The organism is Kitasatospora sp. NPDC004272, from assembly GCF_053603035.1.
This window is the reverse complement of the sequence record NZ_JBSGET010000015.1, coordinates 13,555-31,777: the sequence shown is the minus strand read 5'-3', so window position 1 is coordinate 31,777 and position 18,223 is coordinate 13,555. Positions and strand designations below refer to the sequence as shown.

Below are 18,223 nucleotides of genomic sequence, written 5' to 3'. Positions count from 1 at the left end.
GGGCCCTGAACCCGGGCCTGGGCGGGGGGCCTGGGCCGGGCTCAGGGCCCGGCTCAGGGCCGGGCTCCGCGGCCGCGTGCCGGGCACGCCGAAACGGGCGGGCGTCCTTTGACCGGACGCCCGCCCGTACCGCTGGCGGGGGTGCTACGGGTTGACCGTGATGTGCATGGTCGAGGTGGTGTTCTGGATGTCCTTGTAGTTGTTGCTCAGCGTCAGGTGGTTGAAGGTGACGTTGCCGACCGCCGGGCCCTGGCCCGACTCCGGCATCTCGTTGACCCAGATGCCGTACCCGGACTTGGCGTCGAAGGCGTCACCGCTCTTCTGCGCCCCGCTGATCGACACGTTGGTGAAGACGGTGTCGGTGATCGGGTTCTGCGGCTGGCCGCCCGAGTAGTTGGTCTGGAACATGATGCCGCTGTAGGTCGGGTCGACGATGTCCACGTCGCTCACCCGGATGCCCTGGAACACCTTGGAGGCGGAGAACACCCAGATCGCCGGGAAGACCTGCTGGCCCCAGAAGTGGCCGCCGGCCCGCACGAGCGAGATGTTCTGCAGGTTGGTGGTGGGCGAGGCCCCGAAGCCGTTCATCGGGTAGCCGAAGTCCAGCGAGGAGATGGTGATGCCCGAGTAGCAGAGGGTGTCCGCGATGTAGATGTTGCGGAAGGTGTTGGCGTAGCCGCCGTACACCGCCACGCCCGCCGCGCGCCAGGTCAGGATCGAGGTGAGGTTCTGGAAGACGTTGTTCTTCTCGTCCGCGCCGCCCGCGTCGATCGCGGAGAACAGCGCGAAGGAGTCGTCACCGGTGGCCCGGGCCTCGTTGTTGGAGACCAGGTTGTCGGTGGAGCCGTTGGTCATGTTGATGCCGTCGGCGAAGGTGTCCCGGATCCGCGAGTTGGTGATCGTCATGAAGTCCGTGTTGGCACCCCAGTACATGCAGACCATGTGCTCGGTCCAGATGTTGTCGATCGTGATGTTCGCGACGTTGGAGAAGTCGAACACCTTGCCCGGGCCGTCGATCCGCGAGGTGTAGTTGCCGAAGTAGGCGAACCCGCTGAAGGTCGAGCCGTTGGCGGTGGCCTCGGCCCGGAAGCCGACGTCGGTGTTGGACTGGCTGGTCGGGGCGTAGAACCGGGTGAACCACGGGCCGGCGCCGACCACCTTCACCGGCTTGCCGTAGACCTGGAACTTGCTGGCGGTCTGGTAGTCGCCCGCGGGCAGGTAGACGCCGACCAGGGTGCCGGTGGTGTCCATCCGGACCTTGTCCAGGGCCGCCTGCACGTCCTGGTGCGCGAAGCCGGTCGGGACCACGTACTTGGCCGGGTCCGGGTTGGCGACCTGGGTGGCCTGCTCCAGGCTGACGAAGTCGATCGCGTACTGCGAGGTGTTCGCCGAGTCCTTCTGCAGCTTGATCTTGTGACCGGCCGGGACGGTGGTGCCCAGCAGGACGTTGGCCTCGTCGTAGATGTGCCGCGGGCTGCCGGCGCTCGGGCCGTTGCCGGGGCTGGTCTCCGAGCCGTACAGCCAGGCGTACTTGGAGGTCAGGTCGATCGACTTGAGGAAGGTGCCGTCCACGTAGACGTTCAGGGTGGCGCTGGTGCCGTCGCCGCCCGCCGCGTCCGGGATGGAGAACCGGGTGACCAGGGTGTTGGTCGAGGACTTGGTGGTGAACTCCACCGAGGATCCGGTGGTGTTCAGCGTGACGGCCTTGCGGCCGGACGCCTCGCCCGCGACGTCGCCGATGGTGCGGTTGGGGCCGACCACCTGGGCGCCGCCGCCGAGCACGCCGTCCTCGGCCTCGTAGTTGTCGAACGGCATGTTGGCGCCGCGGCCGACGTAGAGCGACTGGGTGCTGGTGTTGTTGGCCTGCTTGACCGGCAGCTCGTTGCCGTCGTTGGCGATGACCGTCTTGATCGTGTAGCGGCCGTTGGCGGCGGTCCAGCTGCCCAGCGAGACCGGGCTGCCGGTGGCGCCGGGCGCCAGGGTGCCGGTGTACGCGCCGGTCAGGGTCTTCAGCACGGTGCCGGTGGTGGCGTCCGCGACGGTGACCGTGATGCCGTGGCTGCCGGACGAACTGGCCACCGTGCCCTGGTTCTTGACCGCGACGGTGAAGTTCACCGCGCTGCCGTCGGCCGGGTTGGAGGGCGACCAGGTCGACGGGGCGGCGACCAGGTCGGAGGAGGCGACCTGGTTGACCGTCAAGGCGCTCGCGGCGGTGAACGAGTTGTTGGTCTCGTCCTGCTCGATGACCTTGTTGTCCTCGTCGACCTTCGCGGTCAGCTGGTAGCTGCCCGCGTTCTGCGCCGGGATCTGCGCGGTCACGGTGGTGGAGGCACCGGCCGCGAGGGCACCGACGTTGGCCGAGCCGACCTTGGTGGCGCCCAGGTAGAAGTTGACCGAGGTGGCACCGGAGGCGTTGGTACCGGTGTTCTTCACCACCGCCGACAGGGTCGGGGTGTCGGTCTCCACCGGGGCGGCCGGGTTGCTGCTCACCGAGGTGACGGTCAGGTCCGGGTTGGGGGCCGGGACGCCGATCACCTGGAACTCGGCGGCCTGGCCGCCGCTGGAGCCGGAGTTGGTGGTGAACTTCAGCTGCACGTCGGCGACGGTCGCCGACACCGGGATGGTGACGGTGTTGCCGCTCGCCGGGTCGAAGCTGTAGCTCTGCGCCGGGACGAGGGTGCTGAAGCCGCTCGCGCTCTGCTCGCGGCCGTCCACCTCGATGGTCTGGGTGCGGGCGCCCCACGCCGAGGCCGGGTTCAGCTTGACGACCACCGCGCTGGTGGTCGCGTTCGCGCCCAGCTTCACCGCGAGGGTGCTCGGGTAGCTGCCCGCCGCGCTCTCCCAGTAGGTGGAGGTGTCGTTGTCGTTGGCGTTGGTCGCCACGAAGGTGAAGGTCGACGAGGAGGCCGAGATCGGCTTGCCCGCCGCCAGGTTGGTGCCGGTGCCGCCGCCGCTGCCGGTGCGCACCACCGTGTTGGAGGCCGCGGAGACGTTGCCCGCCGCGTCCTTCGCCTTCACGTAGTACGAGACGGTCGCGGTGTCCGGCTGGCTGTCGGTGTACGTCAGGGTGCTGCCGCTGACGCTGCCGCGCAGCGCGCCGTTGGCGTACACGTCGTAGCCGGTGACACCGGTGTTGTCGCTCGCGGCGCCCCAGGTCAGCTTGACCTGGCCGGCGGCGGGCGAGCTGTACGCCAGGTTGGCCGGGGCGGTGGGCGCCTGGGTGTCGCCGGACTGGCCGGCGCGGGTGACGGTGTTGGAGGCCGCGGACTGGTTGCCCGCCGCGTCCTTCGCCTTGACGTAGTACGACACCGTCTCGCTGTCGGAGCGGCTGTCGGTGTACGTCAGGGTGGTGCCGGACACCGAGGTGAGCAGCGCGCCGTTGGCGTACACGTCGTAGCCGGTGACACCGGTGTTGTCGCTCGCGGCGCCCCAGGTCAGCTTGACCTGGCCGGCGGCGGGCGAGGTGTACGCCAGGTTGGCCGGGGCGGTGGGGGCCTGGGTGTCGCCGGAGGTCGGGCCGTACGCCTCGAACTCGGAGAGCTGGCCGGCCGGCCAGGCGGTGTTGGCGGTGAAGGTCAGCCGCAGGTAGCGGGTGGTGGTGGTCGCCAGGTTGACGGTCACCGCGTTGCCCGCCGCCGGGTCGAACACGTAGCCGGCGGAGGCCACCAGGTCGGTGAAGTTGCTGCCGTCGGTGGAGCCCTGGACCTTGAGCGTCTCGGTCCGCTTGTCCCAGCCGGCCGGCAGCTTCAGCACCAGCTTGTTGACCGGGACGGCGGAGCCCAGGTCGCCCTGGACCCACTGCGGGAAGGCGTTGTTCGCGCTCTCCCAGTAGGTGGCCTGGTTGCCGTCGCCGACGTTGCCCGCCACGTAGCTCTGCGAGGTGCCGCTGGCCGTGAAGGTGCGCCCGGCCAGCAGGTTCGCCGACGCGGAGGTGGCGCCGTAGACCTCGAACTCGGAGATCTGGGCGGCCTGCCAGCCGGTGTTGGCGGTGACGTTGACCCGCACGTAGCGGGCGCTGGTGGCCCCGAAGGAGATCGTCACCTTGTCGCCGGAGGCCGGGTCGAAGGTGTAGTTCGCCGAGGAGGCGATGGTGGAGAAGTTGCTGCCGTCGGTGGAGCCGAGCACGCTGAGCGTCTCGGTCCGGGCGCCCCAGGAGGAGGGGACCTTCAGCACCACCGTGTCGACGGAGGCCGCCGCGCCCAGGTCCACCTGGACCCACTGCGCGGAGGAGATGCCGTTGGACTCCCAGTAGCTGTCCTGGCTGCCGTCGTTGACGTTGGCCGCCGCGAACGTGCCGTTGGTGCTGGAGGCGGTGACGGTCTTGCCGAGCGCCAGGTTGGGGCCTCCGGCCGCCTGTGCCGCCGGGAGGAGGGGCCCGGCGAGCAGGAGCATTCCCAGCGTGGCCGACGACGCCGTCAGCCTCGCGGTTATGCGCTTCGATCTCATGACGTCCCTTCATAAGGTCGAGAAGATGACAATCTTCTGTCCATCTTTTGCGTGATGGCAGCCAAGAGTTACAGCGGCGCTACGAGCATGTCAACGGATCGGTGCAAGCGTGCGCATACGAAAAGCGGGCGGGCACCGAAGTGCCCGCCCGCTCGGCGGTCCTGTCGTGGCGCCCCGTCAGGGGCCCGCTACCTGCTGCTGATCAGCCCTTCCTCAACTCCGCTCGCGGGCCGGCGCGGTCGATCCGCGCACCACCAGCTCCGGCTCGAACAGCAGCTCGTCGTGGGTGACCCGGACCCCGGCGATCTCGCCGACCAGCAGGTCCACCACCGCGCGGCCCATCGCCTCGATCGGCTGCCGGACGGTGGTCAGCGGCGGGTCGGTGCACATCATGAACGAGGAGTCGTCGTACCCGACCACCGACACGTCGTCCGGCACCGCGAGCCCGGCCCGGCGCACCGCGCGGACCGCGCCCAGCGCCAGCGGGTCGCTCGCGCAGACCACGCCGGTGACGCCCTGGCGCAGCAGCCGGGTGGTGGCCGCCTGGCCGCCCTCCAGGCTGAACAGCGCCCGCTCCACGTGCTGGTCCGGCAGGTCGAGGCCCAGTTTGGCCACCACCGCCCGCGCCGCGGCCAGCTTGCGCTGCGAGGGCATGTGGTCCAGCGGGCCGAGCACCAGGCCGATCTTGGTGTGCCCCAGCTGCCGCAGGTGGCCGAACGCCTGCTCGACCGCCACCGCGTCGTCGCAGGACACCCGGGGGAAGTCCAGGTGCTCGATCGCCGCGTTCAGCAGCACGGTGGGCAGACTGCGCTCGGCCAGCCGCTGGTAGTGGTCGTGCGGGGCGTCCCCCTGCGCGTACAGGCCGCCGAAGAAGACCACCCCGGAGACGTGCTGCTCCAGCAGCAGGTCGACGTAGTCGGCCTCGGAGACCCCGCCCGCGGTCTGGGTGCACAGCACCGGGGTGAAGCCCTGGCCGGCCAGCGCGCCGCCCACCGCCTCGGCGAACGCCGGGAAGATCGGGTTGCCCAGCTCCGGCAGGACCAGCCCGATCAGCCGGGCGCGCTCCCCGCGCAACTGGGTGGGCCGCTCGTAACCGAGCACGTCGAGGGCGGTGAGCACGGCCGCCCTGGTCGCTTCGGAGACACCGGGCTTCTCGTTCAGCACCCGGCTGACGGTCGCCTCGCTGACCCCGACCTTCTTCGCCACCTCGGCAAGTCGTCGTGTCATGCGCTGAGTGTACGACAGAAAACGCAAGCCGCTTGCGTTGATTTGCAGAAGAGGACGGAACCGGTCGGTTCCGCCCTCTGTCCGTCTTCCGTCTTCCGTCCTCCCGCCGGCCGCCGGCCGCCGGCCGCCGGCCGCCGCCGGGTCAGCGCAGGTCGAACACCAGCCGGGCCGAGACCTTGCCGGCCAGCACCTCCTCGAAGCAGGCGTTGACGTCCTCCAGCCTGCGGGTCTCCCGGATCACCGTGGTCCGGCCCAGCTGGTGCAGCCGGAACACCTCCGCGAGGTCCTCCCGGGTGCCGACGATCGAGCCGACCACCTTCGTCCCGTTCAGCACCGTGTCGAACACCGGCAGGGTCAGCTCGCCCCCGGCGGGCAGCGCGACCAGGACCAGCGTGCCGCCGCGGCGCAGCGAGTCGTAGGCGGCCCGGAATGAGGCGTTGGAGACGGCCAGCGAGACCGCCGCGTCCGCACCGCCGAGCTTGCCCACCTCGTGCGCCACGTCCTGGGTGCGGGCGTCGATCACGTGGTCGGCGCCGAGCTCCTTCGCCAGCTTCAGCTTGTCGTCGGTGATGTCGACGGCGACGGTCTCGGCGCCGAAGATCCGCGCGTACTGCAGCGCCAGGTGGCCGAGGCCGCCGATGCCGGAGATCAGCACCCGGGTGCCCGGCCGGGCGCCGGAGAGCTTGACCGCCTTGTACGTGGTGACGCCCGCGCAGGACAGCGGGGCGGCGTCCATCGGGTCGACGCCGTCCGGCACCGGGACGACGTAGTCGCCGTGCGCCAGCGCGTACTGGGCGTAGGCGCCGTCCACCGAGTAGCCGGAGTTGTGCTGGCTGAGGCAGAGCGTCTCCCAGCCGGTCACGCAGTAGTCGCACCGGCCGCAGGCGTCGGCCAGCCACGGGATGGCCACCCGCTCGCCGACCTTGACGTGCCGGACGTCCGCCCCGGCCGCCTCCACGATGCCGACGCCCTCGTGACCGGGCACGAACGGCGGGGACGGCTTGACCGGCCAGTCGCCGTGCGCGGCGTGGATGTCGGTGTGGCACAGGCCGGAGCACTCGATCCGCACCAGCACCTGGTGCGGCTGCGGGGCGGGCACCTCGCGCTCCTCGATCTCCAGCGGCTTGGTGAAGTCCCGGACGACGGCTGCCTTCATGTCCTTCTCTCCTCGCAGACCGAACGATGCTGACAAAAAGGGGCGAATCCCCCGGAACAGCCTGCTGGTTCCGGGTTCGAATCGCGAACGGACGCGCCGTGGGGGCGGACCCGACCGGCTCCGGCCGGGCCGTCGGCCGACGCCACTACGCTTGGGCACCTCACCCGGCCCACGGGGGCATTCAATGCCCGTAGGCTGGGCAGTAAGGGACCACGGGGGCGGCAGAGCCCCCACCACTGACGGAGGGAGATGCCGGGTGATCGAGCTGGAAGACCTTCCCGAGTTGATCGACCCGGTGATGATCTGCGCCTTCGAGGGCTGGAACGACGCCGGCGACGCGGCCTCCGCCGCGCTCGGGCACCTCGACGAGACCTGGGGCGGCAAGGTGTTCGCCGCGCTCGACGCCGAGGACTACTACGACTTCCAGGTCAACCGGCCCACCATCTGGCTCGACGGCGGCGTCCGCCGGATCACCTGGCCCACCACCCGGCTCTCGGTGGTCCGGGTCACCGAACCCAAGCCGCGGGACCTGGTGCTGGTCCGCGGCATCGAGCCCAGCATGCGCTGGCGCTCCTACTGCAACGAACTGCTGGGCTTCGCCCACGAGCTGGGCGTCGAACTGGTGGTGATCCTGGGCGCGCTGCTCGGCGACACCCCGCACACCCGGCCCGTCCCGGTCTCCGGCGTCACCTCGGACGCCACGGTGGCCCGCTCGCTCGACCTGGAGGAGAGCCGCTACGAGGGCCCCACCGGCATCGTGGGCGTCCTCCAGGAGGCCTGCGCGCACGCCGGCGTCCCCGCGGTGACCTTCTGGGCCGCCGTCCCGCACTACGTCTCGCAGCCGCCCAACCCGAAGGCCACCCTCGCCCTGATCAACAAGGTCGAGGACCTGCTGGACCTGCGCATCCCGCCGGGCGAACTGGCCGACGACGCCCGGGCCTGGCAGCTCGGGGTCGACCAGCTCGCCGCGGAGGACTCCGAAGTCGCGGAGTACGTGCAGCAGTTGGAGGAGGCGCAGGACACCGCGGAACTGCCGGAAGCCTCCGGGGACGCGATCGCCCGGGAGTTCGAGCGCTACCTGCGGCGGCGGGACAACCAGGGGCCGCGGGGCGAGAAGCCGATCACCGGTCATGCGACCGAGCGGCCGAAGGACGAGGACGAGGAGTAGGCGGGCCCGCACCCGCCCAACGCGGATCGGCCCGGGGAGGGCGGTACTCTCCCCGGGCCGATCGCTGCTGCAGGCACCTGGTCGCTCGCGCAGTTCCCCGCGCCCCTGGCGCGGGCGCGGAAGTTCAGGGGACGGCGGGAGGCTCCGCCTCTGCCCGCAGGGGCCCGGCGGGGTGCCGGGAGGCCCGGGGGGCAGGAGGCTGCGCTCCTGCCCCCGTCCGGGCTTCCTAGAGGGCCACGCCGAGCAGGGCGTCGACGGTGCGGGAGACCAGGCCCGGGGCGCCGGTGTCCTCGCCGCCCTCGGTGCGGGCGGTGGCGGCCCAGCGGTCGACGGCGGCCAGGGCGGCCGGGGCGTCGAGGTCGTCGGCGAGGGCGGCACGGACCTCGGCGAGCAGGGTCTCGGCGGGCGGGCCGTCGGGGCGGGAGACCGCGGAGCGCCAGGTGGCCAGGCGGTCCAGGGCGGTGTCCAGGTCCGCGGCGGTCCACTCCCAGTCGCTGCGGTAGTGGTGGGCGAGCAGGGCGAGCCGGATCGCGGCCGGGTCGACGCCGTCGCGGCGCAGCGCCGAGACGAAGACCAGGTTGCCGCGCGACTTGGACATCTTGTGCCCGTCCAGGCCGACCATGCCCGCGTGCACGTAGGCCCGGGCGTAGGGGTGCTCGCCGAGGGCGACCTGGGCGTGCGCGGCGCCCATCTCGTGGTGCGGGAAGGACAGGTCGCTGCCGCCGCCCTGGATGTCGAAGTCCATGCCGAGGAACTCCAGCGCGATGGCCACGCACTCGATGTGCCAGCCGGGGCGGCCGCGGCCGAGCTCGGTCTCCCAGGCGGGCTCGCCGGGGCGGGCGGAGAGCCAGAGCAGCGCGTCCAGCGGGTTCTTTTTGCCGGCGCGCTCGGGGTCGCCGCCGCGCTCGGCGAAGACCGGGAGCATCTGCTCGCGGGTGAGGCCGGAGACCTCGCCGAAGTGCGGGTCGGACTCGACCGAGAAGTAGACGTCGCCGTCGAGCTCGTAGGCGGCGCCGGAGGCGAGCAGGCGCTGCACCAGCGGGACGATCCACGGGATGGACTCGACGGCGCCGACGTAGTGCGCGGGCGGGAGCATCCGCAGCGCGGTCATGTCCTCGCGGAACAGCGCGGTCTCGCGCTCGGCGAGCTCGGTCCAGTCCTGGCCGGTGGCGACGGCGCGCTCCAGCAGCGGGTCGTCGACGTCGGTGACGTTCTGGACGTAGAGGACGTCGTGGCCGCCGTCCTTCCAGACCCGCTGGACCAGGTCGAAGGCGTTGTAGGTGGCTGCGTGGCCCAGGTGGGTCGCGTCGTAGGGGGTGATGCCGCAGGCGTAGAGCCGGGCGGTCGGGCCGGTGGGCACGACTTCTCGGACACTGCTGGTGGCGGTGTCGTAAATGCGCAGGGGGAGCCCCTGACCGGGCAGGGCGGGAACCTCGGAGGCGGGCCAGGCATGCATGGGACCGACTCTAACCTTGCGATCATTTGAAAGACCAACCTACGGACGCGATCGGCCTGAATCGGTTCGTCCTCGGTTTCGGATCGGTATCAGACCGGCGGCCAGGGAATAGAAGGCCACTCCCGTGACGGCAGCGGATGCCTCCCGGCGGCCCGCAGCGCGGCCGTCCGGGCCTTCAGCGCCGTCAGCTCACCCGGTGTCAGGTGCGGGCGCAGCCGCTCGCCCAGCGGGCCCTCCAGGGCCGCGGCGAGCCGCTCCAGGACGTCGAGCGCCTCGGCGGTGAGCGGCTGTTCGGCCCAGCCCCAGAGCAGGGTGCGCAGCTTCGGCTCGGTGTGGAAGGTGACGCCGTGGTCGATGCCGTAGATCCGGCCGTCGGCGGCGGGCAGCCAGTGGCCGCCCTTGCGGTCGGCGTTGTTCAGGAGGGCGTCCAGCACGGCGAGGCGGCGCAGCCGGGCGTCGTCGCGGTGCACCAGCCAGGCCTGGCGGCCGCCGCCGACCTCGGCCCGGACCACGGGCAGCCAGCCCTCCCGGACGCCGTCCAGCGGCTGCAGGTCGAGCAGCTCGGGTGCGTCCGGGTCGGGCTCGATCCACAGCTGCGCCATGCCGGGCCCGGCCGGGCCGTCGCGCAGCACGGTGGGCGGGACGAGGTGCCAGCCGGTGGCGGCGGAGAGTTCGTGCGCGGCGGTCTCCCGGCCGGCCAGGGTGCCGTCGGGGAAGTCCCACAGCGGGCGCTCCCCCGCGACGGGCTTGTAGACGCACGGGGCGGTGAGGCCGTCCAGCTCGACCGTGCAGTAGAGGACGGCGTTGGAGGCGTCGGTGACCCGGCCGTGCACGGTGAGGGCGCCCTCGCGCAGCAGGGTGAGCGCGGTGGCGGGGTCGGCGGCCAGCGCGGCGCTGGTGGCCGGGTCGGTGGCGGGGGCGTCCACCTCCGCGGGCTGCCCGCCGGTCTCCTCGGCGCCCCCCTCGGCGCCCTCCTCGTTCAGCGCCGGTAGCCGTTCGCGCGCGGGCACAGGTGGCCCTCCGGGTCGAGCGGGAGGTTGCAGAACGGGCACGGCTTGCGGCCGGCCGCGACCAGGTCCAGGGCGCGCTTGGCGAACACCCGGGCCATCGCGCCGCTGAGCCGCACCCGCAGCAGGTCGGGGCCGTTCTCGTCGTCGAAGACCTCGGCCTCGTTCTCCTCCTCGGACTCCTCGACGAACGCCTGCGCCTCGACCACCAGGCACTCGTCCCGGGCGTCCCAGGCCAGCGCCATCGTGCCGACCCGGAACTCCTGCTCCAGCGGCAGGTCGAGCGGGGCGGTGTCGAGCAGCTCGGCGGGGGCGACGGCCGGGATCGGGGCCTCGCCGCCGCTGCGCCGCAGCGCCTCGTCGAGGACCTCCTCGATGCGCTCGGCGAGCGCGGCGACCTGGGTCTTCTCCAGCAGGACGCTGGTGATCCGGCCGCGCGAGGAGGCCTGCAGGTAGAACGCGCGGGCGCCGGGCTGGCCGACGGTGCCCGCCACGAAGCGCTCGGGCTGGTCGAAGAAGTGGACCTGACGGGACACGCTGCTCGCTCCGGAGGGGGGTTGCGGTCTTCTCGATCTCACCCTACGGCCAAACCGGCCCGGCGCGGCACACGGGGCGGTCGGTTCCCGTGCGTGCCCGGAGAGTTGGCCGCCTTGACGGGGTTCAGGCGGTCGCGGTGCCGGTCTCGCCGCCGACCACCGCGTCGTCCCCGGCCGAGTGCCCCCGCGGGCGCGGGGCCAGCGCGGCCAGCGAGCCGGTGTCGCCCAGGCGCAGCAGGTAGGGGCGGTTGGGGGTGTAGCGGATCGCGGTGACCGAGCAGGGCTCGACCGAGATCCGCTGGAAGTGGTCGAGGTGCAGGCCGAGGGCGTCGGCGACGATCGCCTTGATCACGTCGCCGTGGGTGGCGGCCACCCAGAGCGCGTCCGGCCCGTGGTCGACGGCGACCTTGTCGTTCCACTCGCGGACCGCGTCGACGGTGCGGTGGCTGAGCGCGCGCAGCGACTCGCCGCCGGGGAAGGCGGCCGCCGAGGCGTGGTCCTGGACGGTGCGCCAGAGCGGCTCGCCGGCCAGCTCGGACAGCGGGCGGCCGGTCCACTCGCCGTAGTGGCACTCGCCGAGCCGCTCGTCCAGCTCGGGGGCGGCCAGTTCGGGGCGGGCGGCGAGCAGCGGCTCCAGGGTCTGCCGGCAGCGCTCCAGCGGGCTGCTGACCAGGCGGGCGACCGGCAGCCCGGCGAGCCGCTCGGGCAGCACGGCGGCCTGGGCCCGGCCGGTGTCGTCCAGGTCGACTCCGGGGGTCCATCCGGCGAGGATCCCGGCGGAGTTGGCGGTGGAACGGCCGTGGCGGACGAGCAGCAGGGTGGGCATACCTGAAAGGGTACGGGGTCGGACCCCCTCCCCGCGGGCCGCCCGTTCGGTCACAATGGCGGTCATGATCGTGGATTGCGGCACCTACCGGGACGGCAAGCGCACCCGGGGCCCCGAGGACTTCTCGGACGCCCTGGCGGAGGTCCGCGCGGCCGGGGACGGGTTCCTGTGGATCGGCCTGGCGGACCCCACCACCGCGGAGTTCGACCACGTCGCCGAGGAGTTCGGCCTGCACCCGCTGGCGGTGGAGGACGCGGTGACGGCGCACCAGCGCCCGAAGGTCGACATCTACCGGGACTCGGTGTTCACCGTCCTGAAGACCGCCGCGTACCACCAGTCGGACGAGACCGTCTCGATCGGCGAGCTGATGATCTTCCTGGGCGACTCGTACGTGATGACCGTCCGGCACGGCCCGGAGAGCCCGCTCAAGGACCTGCGGGCCACCCTGGAGGAGCAGCCCGAGCTGCTCGCGCACGGGCCCGCCGCCGTGCTGTACGCGGTCTGCGACCTGGTGGTCGACCAGTACCTCGACGTGGCCACCGAACTGCAGACCGACCTGGACGAGTTGGAGGAGCAGATCTTCTCCCCCGGGCGCTCGCGCGGCGCGGCCGAGCGGATCTACGGCTTCAAGCGGCAGGTGGTCGGCTTCCGCAAGGCGACCTTCCCGCTGATGGAGCCCGCGCTGCGGCTGACCCGGGTCGGCGCCGACGTGCAGGTGCCGTTCGTCGCGGACGGACTGCGCCCGTACTTCCGGGACGTGGCGGACCACCTGGCCAAGGTCAACGAGGTGGTGGAGAGCCTGGACCGGCTGCTGTCCGACATCCTGTCCGCCAACCTGGCGCAGGTCAGCGTGCAGCAGAACGACGACATGCGGAAGATCTCGGCATGGGCCGCGCTGGCCGCGGTGCCGACGATGATCGCCGGCATCTACGGGATGAACTTCGAGCACATGCCGGAGCTGCGCCAGCCCTGGGGCTACCCCGCGGTGCTGGCCGTGATGGCGGGCGTCTGCGTCGGCCTGCACCGGCTGTTCAAGCGGGCCGGCTGGCTGTAGCCGGCTCCTCGCGCGCCCCGCCGGGCCAGTTCACCGGGCCAGTTCACCGGGCCAGTTCACCGGGCCGGGAACGCGCGGACGGCCGCCCGGCGGGTGCCGGACGGCCGTTCGCGGTGCGTCAGGACTGCTGGCGGCGACGGGCGACCACCAGGGTGCCCGCGCCGAGCAGGATCGCGGTGGCGCCGCCGACGGTCAGGCCGCCGATCGGGGCGTCGGTACCGGTCGAGGCCAGCTCGGTGGCGTCGGCGGTGATGCCGTCGTCCAGCGTGACGTCGGTGAGCTCGCTCTTGGGGGTGCTGGGCAGGGTCGGCACGTTCGGGTTGCCCAGGCCGTCGTCCTGGGACTGGCCGGCCGCCGCGTCCCGGGCGCGGGCCTCGTCGAGGCCGCTGGTGAGGAAGTTGAGCAGGGTGTACTGGTCGCCCTGGTCGAGCGCGGCCTGGGCGGCCTTGCGGACCTCGGGGCCGCCGTTGGTGGCGGCCTGGCTGACCAGGTCGATCAGGTCGGCCAGGAAGTAGTCCGGCACGTGGTCCAGGAAGGCGATCACGTCGGCGTCGCTGCCGGCCAGGGCCGCGTTCGCGGCGTTCCGGACGTGGTTGCCGATGCCCGGGGTGGAGAGGATCGCCAGGACCGCGGAGCGGTTCTCGGCGGCCACCATCGACGGGTAGTCCACGGCGATGAACTTGTCCATCGCGGCCGCGTCGGTGCCCTGCTGGACGGCCTTGGCCTTCGCGCGGATCGCGTCGGAGGTGTTGGGGTTGTCGATGATCTTCTGGAGCTGGGCGCGCTTCTGGTCCAGCTCCTTCTGAGCGGCCTCCTTCGCGACGATCTGGCCCTTCTCGACCTCCAGGAAGTGGCGGACGGCCTCGACGTCGCCCGCGGCCGCGGCGTGGGCCGCGGCGTAGTACTCGTCGCTGTGGCCGGTCTCGGCGATCGCCGCCGCGAGGTCGGCGCGCAGCTTCTCCTCCTCGCTCTGCGTCGGCTCACCGGTCGGGCCGCCCGTCGGGCCGCCCGTGGGGCCGCCGGTCGGCTCACCCGTGGGGCCGCCGGTCGGCTCACCGGTCGGAGTGCCGGTCGGCTCACCCGTCGGGGTGCCGGTCGGCTCACCCGTGGGGTCGCCCGTGGGGTCACCGGTCGGGTCGCCCGTGGGGTCGCCCGTCGGGTCACCGGTGGGGTCGCCGGTGGCGGAGGAGGACGCGGAGGCGCTGGCGTCGGCGGTGACCGCGGCGAACGCGGCCTTGGCCTGCGGCGCGGACGGGGTGGCCTCCGGAGTGCTGGGCGCGTCGTCGGTCGGCTCGGCGTCCGGGGTCGACACGTCCGGCTGGGACTGGCCGACCGGGCCGGTGTCGGCCACGGCCTGGGTGGCGCCGAGGACGGTGGGCGCGGAGACGGCGGCCACGAACACGGCAGCGGCGAGTGAGCGACGGATGCTCAAGATTCCCCCCTGGGAAGCGAGTCGTACGACGACAGCCGCCGCGGGACCGAACCCACAAGGCGGCGAACCGGGCGATCGTATCGGAACCTTCCCGCCCGGCAAAGCGAGATCTTTCCTCCCTCTTTGCGATCGGGAAGAGTCGCAGGTCAGAACGGATCCGGCCACTACCGGTCAGTCAACTCCGCGGCCCGCGGCCGTGTTCCGCCCGGCCGGACGGTTCGTCAAGGGCCGGATCCGGCCATCCCCCCGGAACCGCGGCCGTCCCTCCGGAACGCGCGGACGGCCGCCCGGCGGGTGCGCGGACGGCCGTCGGTGACGGTGCGTCAGGACTGTTGCCGCCGGCGGCGGGCGGCCACCAGGGTGCCCGCGCCGAGCAGGATCGCGGTGGCACCGCCGACGGTCAGCGCGCCGACCGGGGCGTCCGTGCCGGTCGAGGCCAGGCCGGTGGCGGTGGTGGTGCCGCCGGTGGCCGTGGCGCCGGTGGCGGTGGTGCCCGTCGTGCCGCTCCCCGCGGTCTGCGGGGTGCCCGCGGCCTCGTCGGAGACCGGGGTGACCCCGGTGCCGCCGCCCTGCTGCTGGCCACCGCCCTGTTGGCCACCGCCCTGCTGCTGGCCGCCGGACGCGGCCGCGTCCTTGGCCCGGGCCTCGGCGAGGCCGGTGGCGATGAAGGCGCGCAGGGCCTCGGGGGTGCCCGCGTCCAGCGCCGCGCCCGCGGCCTTCCGCACCTCCGGGCCGCCGTCGGACATCGCCCGGGAGGCCCGCAACAGGTCGTCCTGGAAGCGGAGTTCGGGCAGCTGCTCGATGAACGCGGCGACCGCCTCGTCGCCGCCCTCCAGGGCGTCCAGCGCCGCCTGGCGCAGCCTGGCGCCGATGCCCGGCTCGTCGGCCAGCTGGGAGATCCTGACCCGGTCGTCGGAGAGCAGGAGCGCCGGGAGCTCGACGTCGAGGAAGTGGTCGATCGCCGCCCGGCTGCCGTCGTCGAGTGCCTTCCGGCCGGCCAGCCCGATCCGGCTCTCCGACCCGGCCCGGTAGATCGCCTGGGAGATCTGGACCCGCCGGTCGCTGTAGTGGATCTCCGTCAGGCCGGTGTCGAGGAACTGCCGGATCTCCTCGGCGGTGCCGCCCTTCGCGGCCGCCACCGCCTCGTAGTAGTAGCTGGAGTGGCCCGGTTCGGCGAGCAGCGCGTCCAGCCGGGCCCGCAGCGCGGCCTCGTCGAGCGCGGGAGCGGCGGGCTGGGCGGACCCGGACGGGGTCTCCGTGCCGGCCGGGGCCTCCGACGCCTCCGAACCGGCCGGGGCAGCCGGGGTCTCCGAACCGGCCGGGGCAGTCGGCGCGGCCGGGGCGGCGGGGGCCGGGGTGTCGGCGGCCGGGGTGGCCTCGGCGGGTGCGGCGTCCGGCACGGACGCGTCCGGCTGGGACTGGCCGACCGGGCCGGTGTCGGCCACCGCCTGGCCGGCGACGAGCGCGGTGGGCGCGGCCACGGCGGCGACGAAGACGGCGGCGGCGATCGTTTGACGGATGCTCAAGTTTCCCCCCGGGGAAGGCAGTACGCGCGGGAAGCGGCTCCGCCGGGACCACTCACCGGCGGCGGACGCGGGAGATCGTATCGGAACCTTCCGACCCGCCACGGCGATTTCTTTCCCGGTCCTTTGCCCACTGCCGACTCCGGCGCCGCCCCCGCTCCCGCCCCGCCTCCGCCCCGCGCGGGTGGACCCGGGCGGGCGCGGCCCGCGCCCGGGGCCGGCGGCGGGAGCCGCGGGCCCGGGTCGGACCGGCGCCGGGGGGTCGACGTCGAGGAAGCGGCCGATCGCCGCCGGTCCGCCGCCCTCGAACGCCTTCCGGCCGCCGGCGCGGCCCCGTGCGTTCGGAGGATGTTCACCGGAACGCGGATGAGGCATTTCTGCCGTATGGGCGAGGTGTCGTGGGCTGGGCCGGTGTGGGACGGAACGCGCACGGTCCGCGGTGGTGCCGTTCCGGGCCCCGCCGGGGTGCCGCGGGAGCGGGCCCGCGGCGCGGGGAGAGGCGTCCGCGCTGGTCAGCGGCCTGGCGGGGCGGCCGCCACCGGCCCGGGCGCCCCCGGACCGCGGTCGCGGAAAGGGACCGGATCTCCGGACCGCCCATTTGTTAATGGGAGGTTTCCGAACGGCGCTCGGCACCGTAACGGTTCGGCGGAAACCACATAAGTTGAACCTTCCCGGCATGCCCGGGCCGGAGCGCCGCTTTCCGGCGGGGAGCCGGGCCGTCCGGACCGTGTCGCCAGGCGGGGAAAGGGTGCTGCGTGTACCCGCATTCCGCCGGAGGGTGCCGGGAGGGACCAGTGGTGCACCGAGTGTGATCGAAAGTCTTGTCCGGCGCTGCCCGGCGTTGCTATAAATGGGCATCCGCCGGTTACCGGCGCGGCCAATCCCGATCGGATGCCGGCCGCTCGATCCGTTGACTACCGGCGCGGGCTGATTCACGCAACGAAGCGTGCTTGGCATCTTCTCATCGAAGCGCCCCGTTCCTTCGCTCCACCAATGCGCAGAATTATTCACTGCAAGGTGCGTTGTCATGCAAAATTCTTCCGCTGTCAGTGGACCAGCCACTTTCGGTCAGCTCTCGCTCTGGCGTTCCATCGCGAACATCCCGCCCACCGCCTGCAACCTCCCCCAGACCTGGGCCCTCCCCCCGGGCACCGACCCGGACGCGGTCGGACGTGCCCTGGAGCGCCTGGAGGCGCGGCACGAGTCGTTGCGCACGCGGTACGCGGAGACCGCGGAGGGCGGCCTCGTCCAACTGGTCGAACCGGCCGCGCCCGCCGACCTCGACCTGGTCGAGGGGGTGCCCGCGGAGGTGTCCGCGGAGCTGGCGGCGGTCCCGTTCGACCCGGCGGCGGACCGGCCCTGGCGGGCCGCGCTGGTCACCGAGCGGGGGGTGCCGACCGCGCTGGCGATCTGCTTCCACCACATCGCGGTGGACGCCTGGGCGATCAACCAGCTGCACGAGGAGTTCGGCGTCCTGGTGGCGGGCGGGGAGCTGCCCGGCGCGGCCCCGAGCTGTCGCGAACTGGCCGCCGAGCAGTGGTCCGAGGCCCGCGCCAACCGCCGCCGGGCGGCGCTGCGGCACTGGCGGCAGGTGCTCGCCGACGCCCCGCCGATGGCCCGGGACGCGGCCCCGGAGGCCGTCACCAGCCGGTGGGCCAGGCACGGTTCGGCGCCGGCCGGCGAGGCGGTGCGCACGCTCGCCGAGCGGCTGGGCGTCTCGGCGCCCTCGGTGCTGCTGGCGGCCTTCTGCGCGGCGCTGGCGCGGCACACCGGCGAGGAGCGGGTGCTGGTCGCGGTCTACGCGAACAACCGCAGCGACCCGCGCTGGGAGGGCCTGGTGGCCGCCCAGAACCAGATCATCCCGCTGCTGGTGCAGACCACCCCGGACGAGGAGTTCGGCGCTTTCGCCACCCGCGTCCACTGGGAGCTGATCCGCTCGTACAAGCACGCGGCCTACAACGTCGACGACGCGCTGCTGGCGGGCGCGGAGAACGGCTACGAGGGCACCGTCAACGGCTCCTTCGCCGGGTCGGTCAGCGGTTTCTTCCGCTACTTCTTCAACTACCTCGGCGATTACCAGCGGGACCAGACCCCGGTGAACTCCGCGATGGAGACCGGCACCGGCGGGCGCAACATCGGGGCCCCGCTCTACCTGCAGGTACAGGACGGCGACGCCCTCACCAGCACCCTGCGGGAGAATTCCTCCTCGGCGGACTTCAAGGTGGTGACGGAGATCCTGCTCGCGCTGGAGGACGTCCTGGTCTCGGCCGCCGCGAACCCGGCCGAACCCGCCGAATCGGCCGAATAGCACCTCCGCCCCGCGGCGCCCCTTTTCCACCGGATCCCCGCTCCACCGCACCTCCTTTTCCGCGCGCTCCCCGGCACCGGAATT

Annotated in this window: 12 protein-coding genes; 3 read left to right on the top strand and 9 right to left on the bottom strand. The window is 72.8% G+C overall.

Annotated features, from left to right (window positions below; all coding sequences use genetic code 11):
* Positions 1-144: 144 nt before the first annotated feature.
* The 3 genes from ACWEO5_RS07375 to adhP all read right to left on the bottom strand — a co-directional run bounded on the left by ACWEO5_RS07375 (position 145) and on the right by adhP (position 6,829).
* Positions 145-4,446 carry a discoidin domain-containing protein gene (locus ACWEO5_RS07375; RefSeq protein WP_452160992.1) on the bottom strand — a complete coding sequence of 1,434 codons (4,302 nt, stop codon included), beginning with the start codon at positions 4,444-4,446 and terminating at the stop codon, positions 145-147.
* Between the two features lie 213 nt (positions 4,447-4,659).
* Positions 4,660-5,673: a LacI family DNA-binding transcriptional regulator gene (locus ACWEO5_RS07370; protein ID WP_344557691.1), complete on the bottom strand. Its 1,014-nt coding sequence runs from the start codon at positions 5,671-5,673 to the stop codon at positions 4,660-4,662.
* 142 nt (positions 5,674-5,815) lie between these two features.
* On the bottom strand, positions 5,816-6,829 hold the full coding sequence (gene adhP / locus ACWEO5_RS07365; RefSeq protein WP_452160989.1) for an alcohol dehydrogenase AdhP: 1,014 nt from the start codon (positions 6,827-6,829) through the stop codon (positions 5,816-5,818).
* A gap of 256 nt (positions 6,830-7,085) precedes the next feature.
* Between adhP and ACWEO5_RS07360 the strand changes: the two genes are divergently transcribed.
* Entirely contained in the window at positions 7,086-7,997 is a 912-nt protein-coding gene (locus ACWEO5_RS07360; RefSeq protein WP_452160987.1) for a PAC2 family protein, read from the top strand.
* Positions 7,998-8,223: 226 nt separating this feature from the next.
* Here ACWEO5_RS07360 and mshC read toward each other — a convergent pair whose 3' ends face one another.
* The 4 genes from mshC to ACWEO5_RS07340 all read right to left on the bottom strand — a co-directional run bounded on the left by mshC (position 8,224) and on the right by ACWEO5_RS07340 (position 11,822).
* Positions 8,224-9,453 (bottom strand): cysteine--1-D-myo-inosityl 2-amino-2-deoxy-alpha-D-glucopyranoside ligase, encoded by a 1,230-nt coding sequence (gene mshC, locus ACWEO5_RS07355; protein ID WP_452160985.1) that lies wholly within the window; start codon positions 9,451-9,453, stop codon positions 8,224-8,226.
* 89 nt (positions 9,454-9,542) lie between these two features.
* The gene (locus tag ACWEO5_RS07350; RefSeq protein WP_452161064.1) at positions 9,543-10,340 is read right to left on the bottom strand and encodes an SCO1664 family protein; all 798 of its coding nucleotides are present in this window, start codon (positions 10,338-10,340) and stop codon (positions 9,543-9,545) included.
* Positions 10,341-10,432: 92 nt separating this feature from the next.
* Positions 10,433-10,996 carry a DUF3090 domain-containing protein gene (locus ACWEO5_RS07345; protein WP_344557699.1) on the bottom strand — a complete coding sequence of 188 codons (564 nt, stop codon included), beginning with the start codon at positions 10,994-10,996 and terminating at the stop codon, positions 10,433-10,435.
* A gap of 124 nt (positions 10,997-11,120) precedes the next feature.
* Positions 11,121-11,822 (bottom strand): histidine phosphatase family protein, encoded by a 702-nt coding sequence (locus ACWEO5_RS07340; RefSeq protein WP_452160983.1) that lies wholly within the window; start codon positions 11,820-11,822, stop codon positions 11,121-11,123.
* A gap of 64 nt (positions 11,823-11,886) precedes the next feature.
* Between ACWEO5_RS07340 and corA the strand changes: the two genes are divergently transcribed.
* Positions 11,887-12,876, top strand: a complete 990-nt coding sequence (gene corA / locus ACWEO5_RS07335) for a magnesium/cobalt transporter CorA (RefSeq protein ID WP_452160981.1) — start codon at positions 11,887-11,889, stop codon at positions 12,874-12,876.
* A gap of 118 nt (positions 12,877-12,994) precedes the next feature.
* On the opposite strand, the gene ACWEO5_RS07330 is transcribed toward corA, so the two are convergent.
* Positions 12,995-14,308 carry an ALF repeat-containing protein gene (locus ACWEO5_RS07330; protein ID WP_452160979.1) on the bottom strand — a complete coding sequence of 438 codons (1,314 nt, stop codon included), beginning with the start codon at positions 14,306-14,308 and terminating at the stop codon, positions 12,995-12,997.
* A 323-nt stretch (positions 14,309-14,631) separates the two neighbouring features.
* Positions 14,632-15,834 (bottom strand): ALF repeat-containing protein, encoded by a 1,203-nt coding sequence (locus tag ACWEO5_RS07325; protein WP_452160977.1) that lies wholly within the window; start codon positions 15,832-15,834, stop codon positions 14,632-14,634.
* Positions 15,835-16,858: 1,024 nt separating this feature from the next.
* Between ACWEO5_RS07325 and ACWEO5_RS07320 the strand changes: the two genes are divergently transcribed.
* Positions 16,859-18,139, top strand: a complete 1,281-nt coding sequence (locus ACWEO5_RS07320) for a condensation domain-containing protein (protein ID WP_452160975.1) — start codon at positions 16,859-16,861, stop codon at positions 18,137-18,139.
* Positions 18,140-18,223 lie beyond the last annotated feature (84 nt).

What these genes read in the sequence shown, in the direction of transcription:
- ACWEO5_RS07375 (WP_452160992.1), bottom strand. Translation starts at nt 4,446, where the DNA reads ATGAGATCGAAGCGCATAACCGCGAGGCTGACGGCGTCGTCGGCCACG.
- ACWEO5_RS07370 (WP_344557691.1), bottom strand. Translation starts at nt 5,673, where the DNA reads ATGACACGACGACTTGCCGAGGTGGCGAAGAAGGTCGGGGTCAGCGAG.
- adhP (WP_452160989.1), bottom strand. Translation starts at nt 6,829, where the DNA reads ATGAAGGCAGCCGTCGTCCGGGACTTCACCAAGCCGCTGGAGATCGAG.
- mshC (WP_452160985.1), bottom strand. Translation starts at nt 9,453, where the DNA reads ATGCATGCCTGGCCCGCCTCCGAGGTTCCCGCCCTGCCCGGTCAGGGG.
- ACWEO5_RS07340 (WP_452160983.1), bottom strand. Translation starts at nt 11,822, where the DNA reads ATGCCCACCCTGCTGCTCGTCCGCCACGGCCGTTCCACCGCCAACTCC.
- corA (WP_452160981.1), top strand. Translation starts at nt 11,887, where the DNA reads ATGATCGTGGATTGCGGCACCTACCGGGACGGCAAGCGCACCCGGGGC.
- ACWEO5_RS07320 (WP_452160975.1), top strand. Translation starts at nt 16,859, where the DNA reads ATGCAAAATTCTTCCGCTGTCAGTGGACCAGCCACTTTCGGTCAGCTC.